22 protein-coding genes are annotated in these 24287 nt (G+C 49.1%); 10 read left to right on the top strand and 12 right to left on the bottom strand.

What is annotated here, in order from left to right:
- Positions 1-385 precede the first annotated feature (385 nt).
- Positions 386-1189 carry a hypothetical protein gene (locus EA392_14375; protein TVR36905.1) on the top strand — a complete coding sequence of 268 codons (804 nt, stop codon included), beginning with the start codon at positions 386-388 and terminating at the stop codon, positions 1187-1189.
- A gap of 344 nt (positions 1190-1533) precedes the next feature.
- On the opposite strand, the gene EA392_14370 is transcribed toward EA392_14375, so the two are convergent.
- The 5 genes from EA392_14370 to EA392_14350 all read right to left on the bottom strand — a co-directional run bounded on the left by EA392_14370 (position 1534) and on the right by EA392_14350 (position 8640).
- The gene (locus EA392_14370) at positions 1534-2286 is read right to left on the bottom strand and encodes a DNA-binding response regulator (GenBank protein TVR36904.1); all 753 of its coding nucleotides are present in this window, start codon (positions 2284-2286) and stop codon (positions 1534-1536) included.
- Positions 2283-4178, bottom strand: coding sequence for a hypothetical protein (locus EA392_14365; protein TVR36903.1), 1896 nt, complete (start codon positions 4176-4178; stop codon positions 2283-2285). The genes EA392_14370 and EA392_14365 overlap by 4 nt, the downstream gene beginning before the upstream one ends.
- A 132-nt stretch (positions 4179-4310) precedes the next feature.
- Complete coding sequence (locus tag EA392_14360) at positions 4311-5993, bottom strand: T9SS C-terminal target domain-containing protein (protein TVR36902.1); 1683 nt, start codon at positions 5991-5993, stop codon at positions 4311-4313.
- Between the two features lie 10 nt (positions 5994-6003).
- Positions 6004-7269: a hypothetical protein gene (locus tag EA392_14355; GenBank protein ID TVR36901.1), complete on the bottom strand. Its 1266-nt coding sequence runs from the start codon at positions 7267-7269 to the stop codon at positions 6004-6006.
- A gap of 33 nt (positions 7270-7302) precedes the next feature.
- Entirely contained in the window at positions 7303-8640 is a 1338-nt protein-coding gene (locus EA392_14350) for a hypothetical protein (GenBank protein TVR36900.1), read from the bottom strand.
- 121 nt (positions 8641-8761) lie between these two features.
- On the opposite strand from EA392_14350, the gene rfbD reads away from it, so the two are divergent.
- From rfbD to EA392_14315, 7 genes are all read left to right on the top strand, one after another.
- Positions 8762-9655 (top strand): dTDP-4-dehydrorhamnose reductase, encoded by an 894-nt coding sequence (rfbD, locus tag EA392_14345; protein ID TVR36899.1) that lies wholly within the window; start codon positions 8762-8764, stop codon positions 9653-9655.
- Positions 9652-10671, top strand: coding sequence for a dTDP-glucose 4,6-dehydratase (gene rfbB, locus EA392_14340; protein ID TVR36911.1), 1020 nt, complete (start codon positions 9652-9654; stop codon positions 10669-10671). The genes rfbD and rfbB overlap by 4 nt, the downstream gene beginning before the upstream one ends.
- Before the next feature lies 1 nt (position 10672).
- Positions 10673-12409 carry a phospho-sugar mutase gene (locus tag EA392_14335; protein TVR36898.1) on the top strand — a complete coding sequence of 579 codons (1737 nt, stop codon included), beginning with the start codon at positions 10673-10675 and terminating at the stop codon, positions 12407-12409.
- Positions 12410-12441: 32 nt separating this feature from the next.
- Positions 12442-12651 (top strand): hypothetical protein, encoded by a 210-nt coding sequence (locus tag EA392_14330; protein TVR36897.1) that lies wholly within the window; start codon positions 12442-12444, stop codon positions 12649-12651.
- A gap of 94 nt (positions 12652-12745) precedes the next feature.
- A complete protein-coding gene (locus tag EA392_14325; protein ID TVR36896.1) occupies positions 12746-13420 on the top strand; it encodes a hypothetical protein in 675 nt (224 codons plus the stop codon).
- A gap of 15 nt (positions 13421-13435) precedes the next feature.
- Positions 13436-13999 (top strand): hypothetical protein, encoded by a 564-nt coding sequence (locus tag EA392_14320; GenBank protein ID TVR36895.1) that lies wholly within the window; start codon positions 13436-13438, stop codon positions 13997-13999.
- A 7-nt stretch (positions 14000-14006) separates the two neighbouring features.
- Positions 14007-14507 (top strand): hypothetical protein, encoded by a 501-nt coding sequence (locus EA392_14315; protein TVR36894.1) that lies wholly within the window; start codon positions 14007-14009, stop codon positions 14505-14507.
- A 72-nt stretch (positions 14508-14579) separates the two neighbouring features.
- Here EA392_14315 and EA392_14310 read toward each other — a convergent pair whose 3' ends face one another.
- The 5 genes from EA392_14310 to dusB form a co-directional block, all read right to left on the bottom strand.
- Positions 14580-15263, bottom strand: a complete 684-nt coding sequence (locus tag EA392_14310; protein TVR36893.1) for a hypothetical protein — start codon at positions 15261-15263, stop codon at positions 14580-14582.
- A gap of 49 nt (positions 15264-15312) precedes the next feature.
- Positions 15313-15948, bottom strand: a complete 636-nt coding sequence (locus tag EA392_14305) for a TIGR02391 family protein (protein ID TVR36892.1) — start codon at positions 15946-15948, stop codon at positions 15313-15315.
- A gap of 349 nt (positions 15949-16297) precedes the next feature.
- Complete coding sequence (locus EA392_14300; protein ID TVR36891.1) at positions 16298-16936, bottom strand: DNA-binding response regulator; 639 nt, start codon at positions 16934-16936, stop codon at positions 16298-16300.
- Positions 16933-18834, bottom strand: a complete 1902-nt coding sequence (locus EA392_14295; protein ID TVR36890.1) for a hypothetical protein — start codon at positions 18832-18834, stop codon at positions 16933-16935. The genes EA392_14300 and EA392_14295 overlap by 4 nt, the downstream gene beginning before the upstream one ends.
- 65 nt (positions 18835-18899) lie before the next feature.
- A complete protein-coding gene (gene dusB / locus EA392_14290; protein TVR36889.1) occupies positions 18900-19898 on the bottom strand; it encodes a tRNA dihydrouridine synthase DusB in 999 nt (332 codons plus the stop codon).
- Between the two features lie 20 nt (positions 19899-19918).
- Between dusB and EA392_14285 the strand changes: the two genes are divergently transcribed.
- Together EA392_14285 and EA392_14280 are read left to right on the top strand one after the other, a co-directional pair.
- Entirely contained in the window at positions 19919-20905 is a 987-nt protein-coding gene (locus tag EA392_14285; protein TVR36888.1) for a CPBP family intramembrane metalloprotease, read from the top strand.
- Entirely contained in the window at positions 20898-21506 is a 609-nt protein-coding gene (locus tag EA392_14280) for a hypothetical protein (GenBank protein TVR36887.1), read from the top strand. The genes EA392_14285 and EA392_14280 overlap by 8 nt, the downstream gene beginning before the upstream one ends.
- 2 nt (positions 21507-21508) lie before the next feature.
- Here EA392_14280 and hemW read toward each other — a convergent pair whose 3' ends face one another.
- Positions 21509-22639, bottom strand: coding sequence for a radical SAM family heme chaperone HemW (hemW, locus tag EA392_14275; GenBank protein ID TVR36886.1), 1131 nt, complete (start codon positions 22637-22639; stop codon positions 21509-21511).
- The gene (locus EA392_14270) at positions 22639-24135 is read right to left on the bottom strand and encodes a sensor histidine kinase (protein TVR36885.1); all 1497 of its coding nucleotides are present in this window, start codon (positions 24133-24135) and stop codon (positions 22639-22641) included. Before EA392_14270 ends, hemW begins: the two co-directional genes overlap by 1 nt.
- Between the last annotated feature and the right edge of the window lie 152 nt (positions 24136-24287).

Genomic DNA, 24287 nt, shown 5'->3' with positions numbered 1-24287 from the left:
TGGAAGGCAGGCGGGCCTGCCCGCCATCAATTCATATTGGAAGGCAGGCGGGCCTGCCCGCCATCAATTTCTCATGGAAGGCAGGCGGGCCTGCCCGCCATCAATTCATATTGGAAGGCAGGCGGGCCTGCCCGCCATCAATTTCTCATGGAAGGCAGGCGGGCCTGCACGCCGGCAGGCGTGGAGAATCACTTTTTCAGTGCAGCGAAGCACTTGTACTAAGCCTGCCAAAGTGAGCTGTAAAAGATTGATTCTCTTTATCGAACATGCAATTGGCCCTTCCAATGCAAATTTTGGGTTAAAAGATGTAAAATTCATGATATATGTACATTAAGCCATGCATGAAGGCATGTGAATTGCTTTTTAACATGCAAATTACAGAGCCGTGAAAAAGATTGTCATTTCAGCCATTGCTTTTTTTCTCGCCGATTCGTTGAATGGCAATCCTCGCTTATGGCGCTTTATGACGGAAGACCTCAACATGCAAACCCACTTTAGTGCTTCTGCCTTTCTTCCCATGGGGTCTATGGCAAACGATGTTCCGGCTTTCGCGCTTCTTGAAGGAGGATATTTCGGTCAGATAAATGACTCTCGCTTTCATTTCGGTGTCAACCAGGGTTTTGGGCAGCACGGCAATGAAAGAAGGGAAATTCAATTTTTTCATCGGGATGAGTGGCTGACCGCCGAATCGCATGTGAAAGATAAAGTGAATTTGACCTATGCTACACTGCGGGTTGATATCGTGCAAAACGTTCGCTCAACACCTTTTCTGGAGGGTTCTCTCGGTATTTTTGAAATGAAAACCACAAAATCTGTAGAGCGGTTCAATCCCGGCGGGTCAGATCACCAGCAAAAACTTATGCTTGAAGATACGCTGTACTCCTCGGATACTATCATGTACGGCGGAAGATTTGGTGTGAGGCTGCAGGCCGATCCGGAAACCAACCCGGGCAGTTCATCTCCTACACTGGATCTTTTTGTTGGATGGGTACGTGGCGGAATGCTCACCCATACTTCTCACAGTGCCCCGCATGGCGGAAACACGCCAAGACAGCTGACAATTGCGGACGATGGCACGTTCAGATACGCCCCACAACCAATTTTGCAAAGTCGCTACCACGGTACCAGAATGTACACCAATCCGCTTAGTGGAGTGCAGATCGGGGTGCGTCTGCAAATTAACCTGTAAACCTGAGTTCGATTGTTAATCGGGAATTCAGAGGTTCATAAACATTGAAACGAGCCATACCAAAAGTATTAACACACAAGGAATGATCATAATGGCGAGTTCCATGTGACCATTTAAAATAGACCCAACTTATGCAATAGGAGGAGTAAAAAGCTCCGAACTGCCTGCCCGCCATCAATATTTTAATTGGAGGCAGGCGGGCCTGCGCGCCGGTAGGCGGGGTGAATCACTTTTTCAGTGCAGCGAAGCACTTGTACTGAGCCTGCCGAAGTGAGCTGTAAAAGATTGATTCTCTATATCGAATATGCAAGAAGCTCCGCTACTTGCATATTTTGGATTTAAAACTACCCCAAAAACCGCTGCATAAAATCGGCCTTGCGATGTCGGCTCAACTTGGCCTGATGACCGTCGGCCAGTTCTACGTAACCACCTCCCTCACGATGATAGACCCGCACATGACTCAGGTTAATGATGGTGCTTTGGTGAATGCGGAAAAACCCGAAATCCAGCAGCAACACCTCATAGGTGCCGAGCGCCCGCGACGCGGTAATGCGCTTTTTGTTCACCAGATGTATGTGCGTATAGTTCGCATCGCCCTCAAGCCGCACTATTTCGCCGAGCGCAATTACGTCGAAGCCACCAAGGTGAGGAATAACCAGTTTGTTGATGGTGCGATCTTCCCCAAAGCCATCCACCAACACTTTGAGTCGCTTTTCTGAGCTTGCTTTGAGCAATGAGATTTTTTCTGCCAATTGCTCCACCACTTTTTTCATTTCGCGGATTTTAACGGGCTTCATCAAGTACCCCAATGCGCTGAATGAAAAAGCCTTGACAGCATACTCATCGTAGGCTGTAACAAAAATCACTTCGAAGTTTTTATTCTCAATTTTCTGAAGAATGTCAAAGCCGGTGCCTTCCCTGAGCTGAATATCCAGAAAAACCACATCGGGTTGAAGTGTGTGAATAGCCTGCACTGCGTCGGCAATGCTGGCTGCTTCTCCTGCCACTTCCAGTTGTTCGGAAAAGTGCTGCTCGATTAGGTTGCGCAAAAGAAAGCGCGCATCATTCTCATCGTCCACAATCACTGCCTTTATCATGCTGTGCGTTTTAGTGTGAACTGAACCAAGGTGCCTCCGCTATCTTTGGGCTCAATCAACACCTCACGTCCTATTCGTTGTGTGGTAATGCGTATGCCGTGCGATTCGTGGGTGCGTTTTCGTTCGGATTGAAAACCAACGCCATTATCCTCAATCATAAACCGATACCCGCCTTTTTCGGGTGCGATATCAATCAAAATGGAGCCGGGCTTTTTGCCCGGAAGAATGCCGTGCCAGATGGCATTTTCTACAAAGGGTTGCAAAATCAGTGGCGGGACCTTCAAAACATGAGGGTCAATGCGTTTATCAACAGTGATTTGATAGTTGATTTCATTTGGGCTTCGCACTTTTTCAAGCTCCAGATAGAGTTGAAGGGTTTGTAGTTCTTCGTGTAAGCTGATGCTCCGTTTATTACTATTTTCAAGGGTTTTGCGCAGCAGGTCGGCAAAATCCCCCATATAGTCGTTGGCTTCGGCCTGCCTGCCCTCAACGTAAAGGCGCTGCAAACTGTTGAGGCAGTTGAAAATAAAATGCGGATTCATTTGGTTTCGCAGTGCCCGGTGCTCAAGCTCAGCCGCTTTCTGGCTCTCCTTCAGTTGGTTTTGCCGCCGCAGAAAGTATCCGGTGATCAGCAGAAGTATAAGTAGTAATACCAGCGAAACAACCACCAGGTTGCGGAACGACGCTTCGGCCTCTTTTTGCTTGATCTGTGCGTTTTGTATGATATTCCGCGCTTCCAGACGTGCAATTTCAGCCAGTTGCTTTTCTGTTTCAAACTGCTTGCTCAGCGTGTTGATCTGGCGCAGATTTTCCTCATTGATCAATAAATCCTGTAAGGCAATGTAGCGCTGACTGTAGTTCCAGGCGGCGGCGTGGTTTCCTTTGGCAGCATGCACATGCATCAAACCCTCCAATGCGTCGCGTTTCAAATGACCGGCATCCAGTTGGCGGGCCATCGAAAGGCCGGTTTCAAATGCTTCCTGCGCTGCATCAAGTCGCTTCAGGTATTGCAATGTTTCTCCCCGAATAAGCGTCCCCTGTAGGATTTTCAGCGGGTTGCCCACTTTTTCAAACAGTTCTAAAGATTGTGTGATGTTCAGCAAAGCATCCTCGTGCTTCGCAACGGAATTGGCGTGGGTTGCCAAAAGGCGCAGGGCATCCCCCTGAATTTCTGCATCCCCCGATTCGATTCCGATTGCGAGCGCTTCATCGGCGTATTGCTTTACTTCGGTGAGCTCTCCGAGTTCCACGTACACTGCTCCGAGGCTTACGAGTGCTTGTGCAATTCGGTAGGGGCGGTTTTTTGCCCGGTACAACCGTAAAGACTCCATAGCGCTTTGCCGGCTCAGCTCATATTCCTTGCGGATGAAATGAATGCCGCAGATATTGAGATGAGCAGAAGCCATTCCAAAAGTGTCTTTTTCCAATTCGGCAATTTTCAGCGCATCCAGGTTGTGCAACAGCGCATCTTCGTATTCACCCATTTGAAAGTACAGCGCAGCAAGGTTGATATTGGCAGAAAGCTGTGCGGCCGCATTATGCTGCGCTTTGCCCACCACAACCACCGAGTCGAGGTAGCTCATGCCCAAATCGAGTTGGCCTCGTTTGATGTAGATGATGGCAAGCGTGTTATATACGTCGGTGCGCAAAGTATCCAATTGATGATGGTGGACCAGCTTCAGGGCGTTTTGACTGAAGAGCAGCGAACTGTCCAATGATGAAGTGCTGAATGCCTGCGAGAGAAAATTAAAGGATCGGGCGCGCTCCATGGGATCTTCGCCGTGCCGGGCCACCTGTTTCAGACTGTCGAGATCGGGCGCGATTTTTTGCCCCGCAACTTGCAGCGTTACAAGGACAAGAACCAGCATTAACATTCTTTTCTTGAGCATCATCGGTTTTTGCGAAGCCGTAAATTGCGAGGGCGCCCACGCGCCCTCGCAATAACAGACTGACAAAGTACAAACACTTTCAACATTCCGGAGAAGTTAGCGCGAACATCCAACCCGGAAAGGAAATTACAATTTTCAGCGGGCAATCACAAGGTGCTTGTGCAGTTGAATATCGCCGCAAACCAGGCGCACCACATAGGTGCCCGAAGCAAGTGCTCCAACATCCAGGGAAACACGGCTTCCCTGTCCTGGCTGCAATGCGCCACTCCCCTCAGGGTGATTCTTCATACCAACAACACGGCCCATGGCGTCGTGTACCGCTATATAGTCAATGGCGGCCGGCAAGCCTTTCGTTTCAATCCAGCAAATATCTGTTGAGGGATTGGGAAACAATACAAAAGAACCTGAGTCCTCCAGCTCACCCACAGAAGTGCAAAAATCTACCTGGATTTCAAATGAGGCTTCGTTGCTGCAATCGTTTTCATCGCTGAAGGTGTAGGTAAGCAGATGAATATCAACACCCGCCACTTCGGGGTTAAAGAGGTTGTTGATCACACCGTTACCCGACCATATTCCTCCGGCAGGAGAGCCAAAGGTCAGTTCAATAGGAGCGTGAAAAAGGCACACCAATTCCGGCAAATCTCCCATAATGCTTACCTCAGGCAGCGGGTTTACGATGACTTCAACACTTGATTCTGAGGAACAACCATCTGTTGTGCCTGTTACTGTATAGCTGGTCGTTTGTTCCGGCACAAATGGCACTCCGTTCTGGATGCCGTCAGACCACGAAACATCATCGGCTCCCGAAGCAGTCAGTGTGATTTCATCACCGTTGCAGATTTCCACATCAGAAGCCTCGATGCTCAGCTCAATTTCGGGCAGTACCATCAATGTGGTGTGCACGGTAGAGTCGCACCCGGCAATGCTTTCGAGCACATCGGTGTAGACGCCGGGTTCATTTTGCATGGCGCCGCCCAACATTACTTCGTCTCCAAAGCAAATGGTGAGCTCGTCTTCGGTTTCGTAGGAGGGGTGGATGGTGATGAACAGTTCCTCCTCTTCGCAAACATCCCCGAGGCATTTCTCCAGGTGAAGGAGGTGCGGCCCGTCGGTCTCCCAATCTACCGAAAGGTTGGCTGTGCCTTGCCCGGAGATGATGTTGCCGTTGGTAACTGTCCACAAATAAGTAGCGCCCGGAGTGGCCGACGCCTGGTACGCCACGTTGAGTTGTTCATCGCCCGAACACAGTGTTACGGGTCCTGAAATTTCGGCATTGAATCCGGTGATAGTAGTATCCATATTCACCACCACGCCAAAAGACGGGCCCCAGTTGTTTTCGGCATCGCGGGCGCGCATCCACAACACGTGAATACCCTCCTGAATGGGGGCGGGTATGTCGCCTCCCTTAAGTGCTTCTATGGCTTCGGAAAAGTCTCCGTTCACAGCCAGCATAGGGGTTCCGTTGCCCGGACCGGGATCGTTATTGAAGTAGTATTCAGCAGCCGTCACTTTGATTTCGCGCACTGCAGAAAGCGGGGCAGACACATTCACCACCACGGTAAACAAAGGGCCCCAGTTGTTTTCTTCGTCAAGAGCCCGAATGCTAAGCGTGTGAATTCCTTCACTGGGGACGTCGATGGCGTTGTTGACAATGGTTTTCACTGCATTGTCAAAATCGCCGTCAAAAGCAAACATGGGATTTCCATTTCCGGCACCCGGGTCGGCTCCCCAAAAGTATTCGGCACCGCTTACCTGTTGGGCATTCATCGTAAAGACGGCAAACGTTGCAAGAAGTATGGTAAAAATCAGGTTTTTCATAGCGTAGTTATTATCGGTCAAATGAAAAAGCTTTCACATTCATCGTGTTGCCTGCGCGAACATTGAACGGGTATATCACATTGTACACCCGGGTGACACCTGTGTGAAGCGGAAAGAAATTCTGTTGGGTGTATGAACCTCCCCAGCAACCAGCATCGTTGGGCGTGAGGTCAATGTCATAGAAGAGTGGCGCCGGGTTGCCCCCGTCAATGGCGTTGGGTTCATTGGTGAATGAACCATCGTCTCCGTCAAGCGCAATATCCTGATTTGTTTCGTTGAGGTCAGCAAAGGTCCAACCCCCGGAAATAGCCGGTGAAAAACCAGCGCCGATGTGGTTGTAGTAACAATTGGCCGTTCCTCCCTGTGAGCTACCTGAGCTATAACCAATTCCCCGGCGGTTGTTCATGCCGAGGGTGCCCATCACGCACACGTTGTTCATGACTTCCCAAATGGAAGTACTGATGGTCTGGAAAACATAGATCCCATAAGAAGTAGAAGTGTTGAAAGACGACTGTCCCAATGTGGTATTATTCCATATAATATTGGGAATAGGCTCGGAAATTGAGCCGGAAATTCTGATTCCGGTGGAAGAATAACGAACAAAGTTGTTTTTGACGTGCACCACCTGTTGACGGTTATCAACGTGCAGTGAGTATTGCTGGCTTAGGGAACTGGTGTAGTTTATTCGGTTTCCGATGATCAGACAGGTGTCTCCAAGAAAAGTAGAGGTTGAATTTACCACACTTACCAGCGATGTTCCCACGTTGGTCCCGGTAACGTCATTGCCAATAAGGTTGCCTATGCTTATGGCAACAAGGCCGTTATCTATTCGGTTTCCCACGATGTCACAGTCAAAGAAATTCGAAGTGAAGGAGACGTTACCGTCTTGAAACCAGCTATCCATCAATCTCACTTTGGCCTCGCGGTTACCCGCTGCTGCCGAGCCCTGATTGAGATTACCGGAAGTGTTGCGCATACCTACAATGTCCACTTCAAGCCCCGGGATGAATTCGATGGTATAATTCCCTTGCACAATGAAAAAATCGTCATTGGAATAACTGAGAAATTGCAAAGATTTATCGATAGTGATATTCTCAATCCACGGTATGTTTCCCGCACGGTTCTTAATGATAATTCGGTCACCGCTGTTGGCGGCAGCCACTGCAGCACCGATGGAGGAGTACGCCGGAGGAAAGCCGAATTCTTCAACTACGCGATCGGCTGCAAAGCTTTGAATGTGTAATACAATCAGGAATAAAAGTGCAATTTGTTTCATGATGTGTGTTTTGGTTAAAAAAATTTGATTTAGCTATCGGTCGAACGACACAGCATTAACCCGTAATGTGTTGCCGTTCCGCACGTTAAAAGAATAGCTTACGAATCCGATTCTCGCCGAACCCGTGTGTTGTGGAAAAAAGTTGTTTAGGGTGTACGACCCTCCGTATGCACCTGCATCATTGGGACTCAGATCGAGATCATAGAATAGCGGTGCTGGATTTCCTCCGTTAATTGCGGAATTCATGTTGGCAAAAGTTCCGTCTTCGATGTTTAGTTGAATATCCTGATTCAACTGATTCAGGTCATTGAACCCAAATGTTCCTGAAATCGGTGTGCTCCATCCGGGAGAGATGTGATTGTAGTAAACATTTACTGTCGTACTGGAGGAGCTATTCGTAATAGCATTAAGCGGAAAGCCATTCAAGCCATCCGAAATAACCACATTGTTCATGACCTCCCAAACACTGTTTTCTTGAAGGCCTGTCATGGCAATGCCGTAGCGCTGGTTGGAAGTTCCCGGTCCTTCGCCAATTATCGTATTGTTGTAGATGAGACAGGCGATGGGTTCGTTGGTTGAATGGTGTATCCTTAAGCCGTCCATTCTGAATCGGATATAGTTGTTTCGGATATGGACGATTTGCTGCCTGGTGCCTACCCTGAGAGCGGCTTGCAGACTTTGGCTATTGATGTAGTGAATTTTATTGCCGATTACGTGCAACGTGTCGCCGAGATAAGCAAAAGTGGAATTGTTTACATCCACCAGAGCGCCCCCTGCGTTCTCGCCGTAAACCTCGTTCCCAATGATATTTCCAATGCTAATTCGAATGCGACCCATGTCAAACTTGCACCCAATAACCTGAACATCATACGTGTTGCTCGAAAGTAAAACGCCACCATTTTGAAACCGGCAATCAAGCACCGAAACGTGCACACTACGAGTGCTGAGTGGCCCCTCTCCCTGCACGATGCTACCTGCTGTGTTGCGCATTCCGATGAATGCCACTTTTCTGCCTGTGGCCCTGTTAATGGCATAGTCTCCCTGAACAATAAAAAAGTCATCATTCTCGTAGCTGAGAAACTCAAGTGACTTATCTACTGTAACATTCTCTAACCACGGCACATTGCCTGCGCGGTTTTTTATGATAATCCGGTCTCCGTCATCGGCAGCCGCCACCGCAGCACCAATGGATGGGTAAGCCGGAGGGATTCCGAATTCCTCAACAACGCGGTCGGCGCAAAAAGCCGAAGTACTGATAAGGAGGGTAATAAAGATGGTGAGGTTATTCATTTCTCTGTTGAATTTTGGTAATTGTTTGGGTTGGTTAGCGCCCACAAGGTACCCCACCCTATCTATTGCCGCCAGCATCATTGAACGCATGGCGTAGTTGAATGTAGGGTTGGCAAGAATGTGTCATCCTAGATGATTGAACCTTGATGCACAAGCCACGCAAAACCCTCACCGGACAACCCCAAAACCCTATTTTTGCGGCATGTCAGCAACAAACGCAAGCATATGGGTAACGGGAGCATCTGGCCAATTGGGTCAATGCCTGCGAGATGTGTGTGATGCCGGTTCTGAATTTCGCTTTGAGTTTACGCGCCGTGATGACCTCGATCTTGCCGATGAAGCACAGGTTGAAAACTGGATACAAAAGCACGGCATTCACCTGCTGATTCACACTGCGGCCTATACCGCCGTAGATCGCGCCGAAACAGAAACCGAAGAGGCCTTGCACGCAAACGCCACCATCCCTGAAGTGCTGGCCCGAGTATGTGCACGCCTTGCAGTGAGAATGGTGCACATTTCAACCGACTATGTATTTAGTGGTGATCGCACGGCAGATGCTGCCGGTTACCTGGAAAGCGACGCCACAGGACCGCAGGGTGCCTACGGAAAATCCAAACTCCTGGGCGAGAAAGCGGTGTTGCGGACTTGTCCACAAAACCTGGCCATTCGCACCGCGTGGTTTTATTCCCAATACGGCCACAACTTCGTAAAAACCATGCTGAAGCTGGGCGCTGAAAGGGAGTCGCTGCGCGTGGTGAACGACCAGCACGGTTGTCCTACCTACGCCGGACACCTTGCAGAGGCTTTGTTGCAAATGGTGCCCATGTTGTTAAACAACCCCAACGAATACGGGGGGCTGTACCATTTTGTGAACAGCGGCGCCACCACGTGGTACCACTTTGCCTCCGAAATCATGCAACAGGTGGGTCTGAACTGCAGGGTGGAGCCCTGTACCACGGCAGACTATCCCACGCCCGCCAAACGACCTGCTTTCAGCGTGCTGAACACGCAAAAAATTCAGGCTACCTTTGGCCTCTGCATCGCCATGTGGCAGGACGCCCTGAGCGAATGTCTTCAAAAACTCACACAGAAATGAACCCTACCCATATACTCGTTACAGGAGGAGCAGGATTTATTGGCTCCAATTTCGTTCCGCATCTGCTGGAAACCAGACCCGATGTTCACGTCGTGAACCTCGATTTGCTCACCTATGCCGGCAATCTTCAAAATCTAAAGGAAGTTGAAAACCACCCCCGCTACACCTTTGTGCAGGGAGATATTTGCGATACCGAATGGGTTGAGCGCATTTTCAGCGAGCACCGAATTGACGGCGTGATTCACTTCGCGGCCGAATCGCACGTGGACAACAGCATTACAGGCCCCAAGGCTTTTGTGCAAACCAACGTGGTGGGCACCTTTAACCTGCTGGAAGTGGCCCGAAAGTACTGGATGGACGCGCCGCATCAGCGCAAAGCGGGTATGGAACACGCGCGCTTCCTGCACGTATCTACCGACGAGGTTTACGGAAGCCTGGGCGAAACGGGTCTCTTTTCCGAAACCACTCCCTACGCACCCAACAGTCCGTACAGCGCCAGCAAAGCCAGCAGCGACCATTTTGTGCGTAGCTATTTTCACACTTTCGGGCTGGGAGTGGTTACCACCAACTGCTCCAACAATTACGGTCCGAAGCAGCACGATGAGAAACTCATTCCAACCATCATCCGCAAGGCCTTGTCTGCACAGCCTATTCCCATTTATGGCGACGGCAGCAACATTCGCGATTGGCTCTATGTGCTGGATCACTGCAAGGGAATTTTACTCGCCTTTGAAAAAGGCAGCGAGGGCGAAACCTACAACATTGGCGGACGAAACGAGCGCAACAACCTCTACATAGCCCGCACCATTTGCGAGATGCTCAACCGCATTCACCCCGATGCAGAAGGGAGCTATGAGCGGCTCATCAACTTTGTAACAGACCGGCCGGGTCACGACCAGCGCTACGCCATTGACGCCACCAAAATTGAAGGTGAGCTGGGCTGGCGCGCCGACGAAAACTTTGAATCAGGAATTGAAAAAACCGTACAGTGGTACGTTAAAAAATTCACCGCTTAGCATGGGTCAACCAACCGAAGAGCGCGTTCTGCAAAGAGCGCAAAGCTGGACACAAGCTCCTTACGACGAACAAACACGCCAACAGGTGCAGCAGATGATGGCCGACCAATCGGACGAGCTCACCGAGGCTTTTTACCGCGACCTTGAATTTGGCACCGGTGGTTTGCGCGGAATCATGGGCCCCGGCACCAACCGCGTAAACCGATACACCATTGCCATGGCTACACAAGGGCTTTGCAATTACATCCGGCAATGCGGCATTGAAAATCCAAAAGCAGCCATTGCTTTTGATTGCAGGTACAACAGCGCGGAGTTTGCGCGTACCGCCGCCGAGGTGTTTGCAGCCAACGGTGTGCAGGCCTACCTGTTTGAGAGCCTGCGACCCACGCCAGAGTTGTCGTTTGCCGTGCGCCAATTGGGCTGCACCACGGGCATTGTAGTTACGGCATCGCACAACCCCCCCGAGTACAACGGCTACAAGGTGTACTGGAACGATGGCGGGCAGATTGTGGCTCCGCACGACACCAACATCATCGCCGAAGTGCGAAAAATGGAAGGCATCGAACAGGTGCGAACCGATGTTGACGAGTCGCTTATACAGGTGCTTGGAAAGGAAATGGACCGCATGTATTTGCAGGCCATCCGCAACTTGTACCTCCTGAACGACGCTCAGGCAGCCTCCGAATTGAAGGTGGTTTTCACCCCATTGCATGGTACTTCTGTGATGCTGGTTCCCGATGCGCTTCGCGAAGCCGGTTTTACGCACACTGCCCTTGTAAAGGAACAAAGCCATCCCGACCCGGCTTTCTCTACTGTAAAATCGCCCAACCCCGAGGAGCGCGAAGCCCTTGCCATGGCGCTTGCGCAGGGTGAACAATCCGGTGCGGATATTATTCTCGGTACCGATCCCGACGCCGACCGCGTGGGTATCGCCGTGCGCAATCTGAAGGGTGAGCTGGAACTTCTCAACGGCAACCAGGCTGCTTCGGTGCTGATTTACTACCTGCTCGAAAAGTGGAAGGAGTTGGGCAAACTGCAGGGCAACGAGTTTGTTTGCAAAACGGTGGTAACTTCTGATTTACTCGGGGAAATAGCCCGCGATTACGGCGTAAACACCTACGAAACGCTCACCGGCTTCAAGTACATTGCCGACGTGATTGCGCGCAAAGAAGGCTCGGAGGTTTTTATTGGCGGGGGCGAAGAGAGCTACGGCTACCTCGTGGGCGATTTGGTCCGCGACAAGGACGCCGTGATTTCGTCGGTCATGCTGTGCGAAGCTGCCGCGTGGGCCAAAAGCCGGGGCAGCAGTTTTTATGCATTGCTGCTGGATATTTACGCACGCTACGGCTGTTACCGTGAATCGCTGGTTTCCGTTACCCGCAAAGGTCGAGATGGCGCGGAGGAAATCAAAATGTTGATGGAAACGCTGCGCACCCAGCCGCCGCAACAATTAGGCGGTGTGCCTGTGATGCTTCGCAAAGACTTTCAGTCGCAGGAGGTGCTGAACCTTGAAAATGGCCAGCGCGAACCCATCGGATTGCCCAAAAGCAATGTGTTGCAATTTGTGCTGCAGGATGGCAGCAAGATTACAGCCCGCCCCTCCGGCACCGAGCCCAAAATCAAATTCTACTTCAGCCTGAAAGCGCCGCTTTCCTCCACCGCCAACTTCCACAACGTTTGGACAGATCTCGGCCGTCGCACCGAACAAATGGTCAGCGAGTTGCCGATACCGGGGTAGGTCAGGAAATCAGACGTGTGGTTCGTTAAGGAATGGACTGCGTCGAATTGTTTTTCGCGCAGCAGCGGGGGTATTGGCAAGTAAAACTTGCCACAGTAACTCCCCACGAAGCAGGGCTTCGCGGGTACGGGGGGTACATAAGCGCACGCGATGCAATCGCGCGCGAGTGGAGTTGGGGAAAAAAGCAGCGCGGAGCATGGTCACCAGAAATGCCGTTGGAAAGGAACCAGAAGGTAAAGTAAATGTTCATGAAAGGAATAAACGCAGAAATTCCCCGACCAAATAATGTTAACTATTTAGGACATTTTTCCGATAATTCGTATTGTTGTACGCAAATTGGTTAACTTGCCTGCTGTGGCCAGAATAAACATTCCAGAAAATCATCTATCCGGATTTATTACCATTGGTGATTTGGAACTGAAGGAGTTTGATAAACTAAGTGATCTTTTTAAAGGTGGATTAAGCAAAGATACTACGCCTAAAATTCAGGATATTGTTAATTGGATTGCCGAGATTAAAGAAACAAAACATAGGCATGCGATAGAGGCAATCTTAGGAATGATTTCATTCCGATACCGTCAAAATGATACGTCAGAAGTGTTTTTTAAAGACTTCTACTCTTCATTGAGTGACCAGCTTCAAGAAAAGGATTTTGGTAATGCGGAAAAAATCGCAGAAAGGGTGCAGCTTTTATACGACGAAGCAATTGTTATTCGTCGTGCACTGAAGGCAACCAGCTTGTTGTATGAATCAGAGCATGTTTATGATTCTTGCAGAGTGATTTCTGATATTCGCCTCTTGTTTGATGACGAGGATCCATCTTTGGAATGTGAACATGCCATTATTATTCATCGACTAAAACTTGCACGGCGTGATGCTGACGGTCAGAAAGAGCTCTATGTAAGTTTAACGCGCTCGCAGTTGCAGGAAATAAAGCAGCATATTGATCGGGCACTAAAAAAAGAAGATCAGATGCGCAAATCAGGTGCTTTTACATTCATTGAGCAATAAAAATTGAATTGAAAGATGAACTCCACATTCAATAACCGTTTTATAACCGACAAGATTCACTCCTTCGATCGCCCCAAGTTGCCGCTCGACCAAGGGTACAGCAAAGAGTTTCTTGACTCTGAATGGGCGTATGCTCCAAGAAGCGAGATGAAAGTTGTAGTGGGTTTCGAACGTTCGTCCAACAAGGACTATGATCATTTCAATCAACAGCTGAAAGAAGAAAGAACAGAGCTCGAATCCTTAGTTGCCAATTGGGATGAGAATGACGCGCTTAAACCAGAATCAGAAAATATAGAGAATGCTTTAGCCTTTTTGAAAAAAGCATTTAAAAGTCTCTCTGACCAGCAGAACCTGATTTTGTCTTTTCCAGAAATCAACGCGTGTCCCGACGGATCGATTGACGTGGTTTGGCGTTTGTCAGAAGCGTTTATGCTGATAAATTTCCGAAATCCCGCATCCAAAATCGCATATTTCTACTTCGATAAGTACAGAGAAGAATTGGGGCGGCAAGGAGGAATTGAATTGGATAAGCCGCTTCCTGATGATGTAGTAGGTTACCTGACTGCCCTTTCCCGCTAATGACAGTATGTTTGAAAAGGAAGAAATACCTGATGCAGATGATCTTTATTTCTTTATTCATCACCAGAATGTAACGCACAAAACCCAAGATCAAAAGCCTCAACCCAAGGAGGCTGCGCTTGGTAACACACCTGAAAAGGGGCCCAATAAATCCTGTGACTGGTCGGCGTATTCAACGCCCAAAGAAACATTAAGTCGCTTGGGGAAGCAGTACAAAACGGGAACAACAAATTTTAAAGACCCAAAGCACTACTTCGTTTATAGTCACAAAGTGGAGGAATGGCGAAATATCCACCAATTAGACTGTCCAAAACAAGAAGTTGAGTACGACCCCATTTTTTCAGATCCCGAAAATCTTGGAGAGCCGAATAACAAAGCTCATACGATCATCATCGGAACAAAATCAGAAAAGTTGAGAACCATCATGGCACGCAAAGCCCGGTGGCCAATTTCTCCGCCCGGCACAAAGGCTGAAATGAAGGCGTTTAGAAAGCGATTAAATGGATAGATGCGAAAACAGTGGAAAAACTCATTCACACAAGCACCGCTGCGCTAATGCTTGCGCGAGATGGGGTGCATTTTACGCTCTCTTTCTTCCAGCAATTATGGTAAACTGCCCATCAGGATACTTACATTTAACATTTAGACGTGAATCAAATAATTTTAAATCATCTTCTGTGAATACTAGCTTTGTTTGCCCTAACGGCGGCTCTGTATATACCTGTATAAAAATAAAGCAATCATCACTCACAAAATCAATAAGGCTACTAAAGACATTAACCGCTTCATTCTTGTCATTCAAGCAATGAAGAAAATTAGACAACACAAGTAGATTCGGACGATAATCCTTCTTGACACCATCAGTCAAATACTGCTGGACAGGCATTTCAAAGTGGAAGTTGAAAATTTTCTTGAAATCTTGCTCCGAAAGAAGTGGACTTACTTTATTATTAAATTGTTTAATAATGCAATTGTAAAAAGTACAGTATCTCACATATACAGAATCGTAACCATTGGTAATACATTCTTCACCAGATTCTTTAATTAGTGCTACAGGGTATGATAGTTTAAATTTCTGTTCTTCAAGCAGGTCTACTCCCCAATATTGATTGAAAGGACAAAGGTGGAAGAATAGAAAAAATGAACCAGGATCTCCGAAACCCACATCCAGAATATTTAATTGGTGCGTAGGAATACTAATAACTTCATCCTTAACAAGCTTCATTATTTTGTCTCCTGCGCCGTATAGCTTTGATTGATTCATGTTCTTTGAGTTAATGATATAAAATATTCAAGTCAAGGATCCGAATGACCTATGAAACGATTTCTTTGCCTTTTTTGTAACTGCTTATGTTTTTCCCATCTACTTTACGAGGACTGTTTAGGTACCCGTTAAGCTTGCCAATACGCCCGTGAGTTTGCCCGTCATGAATGTGGTGAATGGTGCCTTCGATGACCACCCATCGCCTTTTATCTCCTCTGTCGCTTCTTATGAATGATTCGGGCCCAAGAGAACGTATTTTGGATATAAGACCATCCAAATGGATTCTATTATTAACCTTAGCTCCGTCGAACATACGCAATAAATGACTAATCATCACCAGTATCTCTGCACATTCAATCTCCGAGAAATACTCGTTTCCATGAGTGACTGGATTTCTGATTCCTTGCATAACACCGGCCATGATTGTACAGTACCCCTCTTGAACATTTCGGGTAGTTTCAGTATCATCCTCTGAAAACTTTAGCAATCCCTTCTGCCTAGAAAAAGTTTTACGCATCAGATCAGCACCATCCAATTCCAACTCGTAAATGCTCTTGATGTACCTCTTGACTTCATCATTAAACGTAATTACTGCTGAACGCACAGCATCAGTATAGAGTCCATTTTCAAAATGGCTTTGAATGTCTGTCACAAGAATAGGATGGAGATGAGTAAAATCTAGCATGTCAGTTTTTGTAGTTGTTTCAAAAAGGCTTTATTCAGCGCCTTTCTCGGTTTCAGTCTGCTTATTTCCATGCTCAACTTTAATTATTCCTGACTTTCCTTACAACTTCCACACAGAGAATAGTGATAACCCATTCATTCTAACCCGTTCGTACAAATATGAAGAAATTTGGGGAAGGGGATGAAAAAGAGTTTTTAACAATGTCTTCAGCTATTCTTAAAATGGTCAGCGAGTTGCCGATACCGGGGTAGGTCAGGAAATCAGAGGAGTGGTGCCCGAAGAGACTGACTTGACCAAATTGCGTTTCATGCACAATAAAATGTACCATGCGGATTCAAAAAACAACGTGTTATTCGATCAATCCATTCCGCATGGCGATTCGCACAAGCCCCGCGATGTTGTGAACATCCAGCTTCTTCATCAGGTTGGTGCGGTGGGTATCTACCGTGCGGTGTGATATAAAGAGCATATCCCCGATTTCCTTGTTGGATTTTCCCTCAGCAATCGCCTTTAGCACTTCAAGCTCACGCTCGGTAAGTTCCTTCAGCTCCTCAGGAATTGCCGGGCCCTCATTCCACTGCAACAGCTTTACAGCCGCTTCTCCCGAAAAGTAGGGCTTGCCTTCGCGAACCGTGCGTATGGCCAGCAAAAGCTCGTCCCTTCCGCAATTCTTGAGCAGGTAGCCTTGGGCGCCGTCATTCACCAGCTCACGTATCATGGCCGGCTCATCATGCATGGTGAGCACAAGTACTTTTAATTGAGGATAACGCTGACGTATATCCCTTGTGGTTTCAATACCATTTTTCACCGGCATATCGATATCCATCAGCACCACATCGGCGTCTTGATGCATGAGCTTGTGGAGCAGGGTCGCGCCATTTTCGGCGGTCACCACGAGTTGTATATCGGAGGCACCGTCAATCAGCGAGCGTAAACCGTCCAGCACCAAAGGGTGGTCATCTGCAATGGCAAGGCGAATCTTGTTCATGGTTGTATAATTATGCGAATGGTGGCATGTGTGCCGTGTTGTGTGTCGAAATGAATGTCGCCCCCTACTGCGCGCAACCGGCTTTCCATGTTGCGCAAGCCCATGCCCTTACCCGACGCATGGAGATCAAAGCCCTTTCCGTTGTCGGAAACCATCACGATAAACTGGTTGGCATTTTTCAGCACCTGCACCTGCACTTCGGTGGCGTTTGCGTGTTTCAGGATATTGGAAACCAACTCCTGAACCACACGGTACACAGCCAATTCTGTTTCGGTTGTCAGCCTAAGTTCTTGTACGCCAAACTTCTCAAACGAACATGTGATGGAAGTCGGCGAAAAGGTTTTGGTAACCATGTCTTCGAGCGCAGGCAGTAGTCCGTAACGCTCCAATGAGCGCGGCATCATGCGATGCGAAATCTCGCGCACATCGGCACATGCCGAGTCGAGCACTTCTGTAAGCCCCTGAATGTGAAACTTCCCAGCTGCTTCTGAAGTTTGTAAATCGTCGGTAAGCTTTTGCCACGCCATTTTTAAGCCACTCAATTGCTGACCCACGCCATCGTGAAGGTCGCGGGCAATGCGGCTGCGCTCAGCTTCGGTGGCGGTGATTACGGCCTGCAATCCGGCCTCTCGCTCACGAAGGGTGGCTTCGGCAATTTCCGCGCGACGTCGGGCCTGCACCCGCAGATAGGCCAGAGAGCCCGTTAGCAGCAGAAGAAAAAAGCCCGTAACGAGCAATATCATTTGGTTTCGTTGGCGTTGCACTTTAAGGTCTGCCACCTTGTTCTGTTCGGTAAGCAAGGCAATGCTGGCCTCTTTTCGTTCGGTCTCGTAGCGGGTCTGAAGCTCTGCAAAATCCTGCCGAAGGGATTCATTGAACACAGAATCCTTCAGCGCGGCCGAGCGCGCCAGGTAGAAGTAGGTACTATCTGCGTTACCCAACTTCCGAAAAAGCCTCGCCATCTGCTCATTGGCGTTGATCTGCTCTGCGCTTACACCGGCTGCCTCCGAGCGTTTCAAGGCAGTTCTGAAGTGGCCCAAAGCCTCCTGATGCCGTCCGAGGTTCGACAAGGCATTGCCAATGAGCGCATGGGTGGAGGCAAGCATTTTATCATCGTCGAGCCTCGTGCGAATTTCAAGCGCCCGCTTCAGCATGGATAACGCCCGTGCGGGGTTTGAATGAAGAAAACAACCCGCATGATTGTGGAGGTTGGTAGATTCTCCCTCGGGCAGGTTGAGCTGGTTGTATAATTCCGCTGCCATGCTGTATTGAGCGTCGGCAAGTGATGTATCGCCCAGCTCCAGATACACATTGCCAATATTGGTGTGCGACATGGCAATGGCTTCGGGATTGTTGAGGCGTTTGCGTGTTTCAAGAGCCTCCTGGTGCATGGCAAGTGCTCTTTTGTACTGCTTCAGGTTAAAGTGGAGAATGGCCACATTGTTTTGGCACGTTGCCACATAGGGATCAATACCCAAATACTCAAACTTGCGAAGCGCCTGCAGTTGATGCTCGATGGCCGTATGGTACGCGCCCCTCTTCTGGTGGATGATGCCCATTTTGTTGTGCAGCGCTCCGATGCCCAGGGTATCGGCAAGCTTTGTGCGGATTTCGAGCGATTGACCGTACAGCTCCAGCGATGTATCGTATTCATTGCGATCGGCGTAAATGATCCCGAGGTCGTTCAGAGCCTGGGCCTGCCCGCGCTGGTCTTTGAGCTGTAGTGCCAGTTTCAGTGCATGCTCGCCAAAATACAACGCGCTATCGCTGTTCACAAAGCGGTAGCCAAAGCACAAATCGCTGTACACATATACCTTTTGAGAATCGGGCAGTTGAGGCGCTATTCTGCGCAGGCTGTCGAGTTCATTGCCTGCCGCGCAAACAACGCACGTCAACATCCAGAAAAGGACGAGTAATGGCTTTTTCAAGTTGGTTCAGGTTGGCTTTACCGGCTTAAAGGTAGCTAAATAGCCGCAAAGTCAGCATCCGAATAGTTGAGCCGAACCTCATCCAAACAGGCAAGTATTTCTGCTGAGCTATCCATTTCAACCAGCGCTGTTCGAACCTGCTTAAAGTTTTTGAGGCCCTTGAAGTAGTTGGCGTAGTGACGGCGCATTTCGAGTACGCCCAATCGTTCGCCCTTCCATTTCACCGACATTTCAAGGTGTTGTGCAGCAGCGTCAACGCGCTCATCCACAGTGGGCGGAGGCAACATTTCGCCGGTGCGATGGTAGTGTTTAATTTCCCGAAAAACCCAAGGGTAGCCGATACTGGCCCTGCCAATCATCACCCCGTCCACACCGTAGCGATTTTTGTATTCCACGGCTTTTTGTGGCGAGTCAATATCCCCATTTCCAAACACCGGAATATGCATACGGGCATTGTTTTTTACTTCGGCAATCAGGGACCAGTCGGCCTCGCCTTTGTACATCTGCGAGCGCGTACGACCGTGAATGGACAAGCCCTGAATTCCTACATCCTGAAGGCGCTCGGCCACTTCTACGATGTATTTGGTGGATTCATCCCAGCCAAGCCTGGTTTTTACGGTTACCGGAAGATGGGTGGCTTTGACCACGGCTTCGGTGAGGCGCACCATTTTAGGAATATCCTGAAGGATGGCGGCTCCGGCACCTTTGCACACTACTTTTTTCACCGGGCATCCGAAGTTGATGTCCACAAGGTCGGGGTTGGTTTCTGTAATGATGCGTGTTGACTCAATCATGGGCTCCAGTTCGGCACCGAAAACCTGAATCCCCACCGGGCGCTCATACTCGTAAATATCGAGCTTTTGTGTGCTTTTTGCCGCATTTCGGATGAGCCCTTCGGAAGAGATGAACTCTGTAAACATCAAATCAGCGCCGTACTTTTTGCACAAAGCGCGAAAAGGTGGGTCACTCACATCCTCCATAGGTGCGAGCAGCAACGGGAATTCTCCGAGTTCAATATTTCCTATCTTCGCCACGCTTTCAGGTATTAAAGCCAGTGGCAAAGGTACAAAATCACAGCCTTGTGAAAACTCCCATCTTTCAACGTTACGACCCCTTTGTACAACTCATCGTTCTTATGTTGCTGGGCTTTGTTTCGGTTTCGCTGTTTATTGGTTTGGGAAACCTGGTCATTCAATCCATTTGGGGCTTGAATGTAATGGAAGACCTCAACGTGTTGCGGCAATACAACGACCCCAATGTAGTTTCGGCCAACAAACTGCTGTTGTTTTTGCAACACCTGGGTTTGTTTGTGCTGCCCCCTTTGGTGTTTGCGCAGCTCGTTTCGGTTGACTGGAAACGCTACCTGTGGATGCAGAAGCCCACCGATGCTCGCAGTTTTGGTTACACTGTTTTGCTGATGGTACTGGCCATGCTGCCCATCAACCTGATGGTGCACTGGAACGAGTCGGTGCAGTTTCCTGAAGCGCTGCGATGGCTTGAGCATGTTTTTCAGGCGGCGGAAGAACAGGCGGCCGAACTCACCCAGGCTATTCTCGCAGACACGCAGTGGAGCAGCCTGTTTATAAATCTGTTTCTCATCGCGTTGGTTCCCGCCATTGGCGAAGAGCTGATGTTCAGAGCGGGTATTCAGAACATCCTGAGGCGTTGGACCGGCAGCTACCACGCGGCCATCTGGATCAGCGCATTTCTTTTCAGCGCCCTTCATTTTCAGTTCTACGGATTTCTGCCCCGCATGATGTTGGGCGCATTATTCGGCTATATGCTGGTTTGGAGCGGCTCCATCTGGGTGCCCGTATTGGCCCATTTTATCAACAACGCCACCGCGGTTTGCCTACACTTTGCCATTGCTCGCGGAGCAATGAGCCCGGCTGTTGAAGAGTGGGGAACCGGTCATCCCGACCAGTACTTTGCCATGCTCTCAGGGGCACTCATGATTGGCGTCATTTGGTGGTGGAGAAAGTCTCGCAGCGGTAAGGCCATTGCGGATCCAAACAATCCTATGCAAGCAGAGGATGATTAAGCGATTGCTCTATTTCCATACTTGCGTGCTATTTGCTGCTTTCGCTGTGCTGACTTCATGCGGAAGCAAAAAGAACATTGCCATGACTCCTCCACCGGCAAGCTCGCCGCCCATTGGCGTTGATGGGGTTCACATTGATTTTCCGAAGTCCGCAGAATCAGCAGAGATTCCGTCGCCACCCAGCGACCCATTGCTGCGCGCAGAGTGGGATGCGGACAGCGCAGCCCGTTCCGTATTGAGTGAAGGAAGAAAAATGGCGTTGGAAGAGCGATTAATTGTGCGCGGATCATGTTGGGATTATATCAACGAAGTTTTCAGGCGGGCAGGGTATTCGGCCCAGCGCGAAACTGTTTTTCAGTCAAAAGAGACAGGGCCTTATGCAACCCTGTTCGACATTGCCCCGGGCGACTGGCTCTATCACGTTAACTATAGTTACGGAACCGTGCACAGCGGCATTTTTGTGTACTGGGAAGACGAAGAGCGAATGATTGGCACCACCCTCAGCTATGGCGGCGAACACCGCAATGCCCCTGGTCGTTACCGCACTTACGACCTAAGTGGGGTTTATCAGGTTATACGACCTGTGGGCAGCTACGAGTAAAACTAATCGTTTTGAAAAAACTCAGCAGCAATGGCATCTGCCCAGAGCATGCCCTCGGTGGTGAGCTTGAGTTTACCTTGACTGCAGGTCGCTCTGCCGTTGTTTACCAGACCTTGAATGTAGCTTGCAAAACGTTCTTCAACGGGGTAGCTCCAATGAGTCTTCACGTGGTTGAGGTCTATACCTGCGGCCGTTCGCAAACCCGTTAGCAAATACTCATTACAGGCTGTTTGTTGGGTTACCGGCTCGCACGTGAGAGGTAATTGCCCCTGCTCTATGCTTTTCAGATACTGGTGATTGTTGGCGATGTTCCAGCAGCGCTCGGTTCCTGTAAAACTATGTGCCGACGGCCCGATTCCGAGGAAAGGCGCAGCGCTCCAATAGGCGCTGTTGTGCCTTGAGCGATAACCGGGAATCGCAAAATTCGACACCTCGTAATGTTCATAACCGGCCCCGGTAAGGCGTTGAACCAGGTGCAGAAAATGCCGTACCTGTGCGTCATCATCGGGCGCAGGTTGCTTGCCGCTTTCAACAAAATGATGCAGCGCGGTGCCGGGCTCAACGGTAAGGCTGTAGCATGAAATGTGCGGTGCACCAAGTGCGATGAGTGTAGAAATGTTTTCATCCCATTGCTCGTCGGAAAGCCCCGGGAAACCATAAATCAAATCAGCAGTAATATTTTGAAAACCTGCCTCGTGTGCCAGCGGAATACATCGTTTGGCTTGTTCCGCACTGTGCGCGCGGTTCATCCAGCGCAGGTGCTCATTGAAAAACGATTGGATTCCGATGCTCAGCCGGTTGATGCCTGCGCTGCGCAAAGCGCTCAGGGTTTCGGGTTGAAGATCGTCGGGATTGGCTTCAAGGGTAATTTCAGCATCGTCTGATATGACAAAGTGTTGCGCTACGGCCTGAATCAGGTTTTGGATTTCCGCTTGGCTTAGCAAGCTGGGCGTACCACCGCCAAAGTAGATGGTTTCTATGCTCCGTTCCTTCAGGCTGTGATGGCGCAATTGCAGCTCACGCACCATGGCATCTACCATGGCGGAGCGGGTACGTGTGTTGGTAGAAAAATGAAAGTCGCAATAGTGACAGGCCTTTTTGCAATAAGGAATATGAAAGTACACTCCGGCCATCACCTGCGCAGTTGAATGCGGAAAGTGGTTCCCTTGTTCAACTCTGAGCGCCTCACGAAAATTTTGCCGTGGTGATAGTTCTCAATAATGCGCTTGGAGAGCGATAAACCCAGTCCCCACCCTCTTTTCTTGGTGGTATAGCCGGGCTTAAAAACGGCCTTGAGATTTGCTCTCGAAATACCTTTTCCCGTGTCAGTTATGTCCATAATCACCCAGGCTCCTTCTTCAAAAATTTCAACATGAATGAAGCCTTCGCCGTTCATGGCATCAATGGCATTTTTGCAGAGGTTTTCTATCACCCAGCTAAAAAGAGGCGCATTTACCTGTCCCATGATTTCGGTTTCTTCGTCGGGCGCAATGCTGAATTGCACTTTACTGCTGACCCGCGGTGCCAAATAGCGCAGTGTGGCGTGAACTACTTCGCGCACATTGAGGCGTTCAAGTTCGGTTTTGGAACCGATTTTCGAAAAGCGCTCGGTTACGGTGTTTAATCTGTCAATGTCTTTCTGCAGCTCTTTGAGGGTTTCTTCATCCACGCCTTTTGCGTCGAGCAGTTCCACCCATGCCATCAGCGAGCTGAGCGGAGTACCCAACTGGTGCGCGGTTTCTTTGGCCATACCCACCCAAACCTGGTTTTGCTCAGCTTTTCGGAAGGTACTAAACAGCAAATAAGCAATGAGCAAAAAGAGTCCGATAATCACAAATTGTACGATGGGGTAATAACGCAGCTGGGTGAGAATCACAGAGTCTTCGTGAAAAATTAAATGCTGTTGATCGCCCAGCATTACTTGTATAGGCGGGTTTGCCAATGCCATGGTGCGAATTCTCTCCTGAAGCTGCAGCGAATCGGCCATCACAACAGGATCAATGTTTCCATGACTGATGACTCTTGTCATGGTAGAGTCGGTGAGAATGACCGGCACAGAAGCCGCGTTGATCACCGTTTCGTTGATAAATGAATTGATAATGTCGCCCAGCACATCCTCAAGCTCTGTGATAATACGCGAGTCACGGTAGTACAAATACTGCTTCATACCCGCGTAAATGTCAATCTCAATGGGCGGGTATTGGTTCTTCATTTTCTGCAGCGCCTCTGTCTTCTGTTCATGAGAATAATGATCGGGAAGGTTGTGGTCTGTGACTATGTTCCCTGCAGCGTCAGCAATGATTACCGGAATGGTGGTGTTTTTGGTGATGATATCAATCAAAAAGGTAAGCTCTTCGTTGCTTGCCACATTGATTCGAGCTGTTGCCTTGGCCCAGGTATCCATTTTTTTGCGCTCCTCATTTCGGAGGGTATCAAACAGCTTGTTGGTATAGTTTACAAGTGTTGCGCGTTGTTCAATAGCTTGCGACCAAAGCTCTACCTTGCGGCGTTCATCCGTCCGAACATTGGTAACCATCAGGTTGGAGTACCACATGGATACCCCAATAATAACTGCAGCCAGTGATAGCAGCAGCAGTTTCCAACGTTGTTTTTGTGAGTAAAGACTCATGGAGTTATGCTAAACGCCCGTTTTGGATTGCTCGTATGCGCAAGGTGGCGAAAGTTAACCGAAAAAAAGAGGTTATTCCGCATCGGGCGTACTTTGTAAGGAGTGCGGCGTTTGTCTTAAGGATGAAGAATCACTGCCCACCGGTTCGCAAA

This window comes from Cryomorphaceae bacterium, assembly GCA_007695365.1.
Taxonomy (GTDB): Bacteria; Bacteroidota; Bacteroidia; order Flavobacteriales_D; family SKUL01; genus SKUL01.
This window is presented reverse-complemented; position numbering and strand designations above follow the sequence as displayed.

Excerpts from the sequence above, each read along its gene's own strand:
- EA392_14370 (TVR36904.1), bottom strand. The coding sequence starts at position 2,286 with ATGATAAAGGCAGTGATTGTGGACGATGAGAATGATGCGCGCTTTCTT.
- EA392_14365 (TVR36903.1), bottom strand. The coding sequence starts at position 4,178 with ATGATGCTCAAGAAAAGAATGTTAATGCTGGTTCTTGTCCTTGTAACG.
- EA392_14360 (TVR36902.1), bottom strand. The coding sequence starts at position 5,993 with ATGAAAAACCTGATTTTTACCATACTTCTTGCAACGTTTGCCGTCTTT.
- EA392_14355 (TVR36901.1), bottom strand. The coding sequence starts at position 7,269 with ATGAAACAAATTGCACTTTTATTCCTGATTGTATTACACATTCAAAGC.
- EA392_14350 (TVR36900.1), bottom strand. The coding sequence starts at position 8,640 with ATGATGCTGGCGGCAATAGATAGGGTGGGGTACCTTGTGGGCGCTAAC.
- rfbD (TVR36899.1), top strand. The coding sequence starts at position 8,762 with ATGTCAGCAACAAACGCAAGCATATGGGTAACGGGAGCATCTGGCCAA.
- rfbB (TVR36911.1), top strand. The coding sequence starts at position 9,652 with ATGAACCCTACCCATATACTCGTTACAGGAGGAGCAGGATTTATTGGC.
- EA392_14335 (TVR36898.1), top strand. The coding sequence starts at position 10,673 with ATGGGTCAACCAACCGAAGAGCGCGTTCTGCAAAGAGCGCAAAGCTGG.
- EA392_14330 (TVR36897.1), top strand. The coding sequence starts at position 12,442 with ATGGACTGCGTCGAATTGTTTTTCGCGCAGCAGCGGGGGTATTGGCAA.
- EA392_14320 (TVR36895.1), top strand. The coding sequence starts at position 13,436 with ATGAACTCCACATTCAATAACCGTTTTATAACCGACAAGATTCACTCC.
- EA392_14315 (TVR36894.1), top strand. The coding sequence starts at position 14,007 with ATGTTTGAAAAGGAAGAAATACCTGATGCAGATGATCTTTATTTCTTT.
- EA392_14310 (TVR36893.1), bottom strand. The coding sequence starts at position 15,263 with ATGAATCAATCAAAGCTATACGGCGCAGGAGACAAAATAATGAAGCTT.
- EA392_14305 (TVR36892.1), bottom strand. The coding sequence starts at position 15,948 with ATGCTAGATTTTACTCATCTCCATCCTATTCTTGTGACAGACATTCAA.
- EA392_14300 (TVR36891.1), bottom strand. The coding sequence starts at position 16,936 with ATGAACAAGATTCGCCTTGCCATTGCAGATGACCACCCTTTGGTGCTG.
- EA392_14295 (TVR36890.1), bottom strand. The coding sequence starts at position 18,834 with ATGTTGACGTGCGTTGTTTGCGCGGCAGGCAATGAACTCGACAGCCTG.
- EA392_14280 (TVR36887.1), top strand. The coding sequence starts at position 20,898 with ATGATTAAGCGATTGCTCTATTTCCATACTTGCGTGCTATTTGCTGCT.
- hemW (TVR36886.1), bottom strand. The coding sequence starts at position 22,639 with ATGGCCGGAGTGTACTTTCATATTCCTTATTGCAAAAAGGCCTGTCAC.
- EA392_14270 (TVR36885.1), bottom strand. The coding sequence starts at position 24,135 with ATGAGTCTTTACTCACAAAAACAACGTTGGAAACTGCTGCTGCTATCA.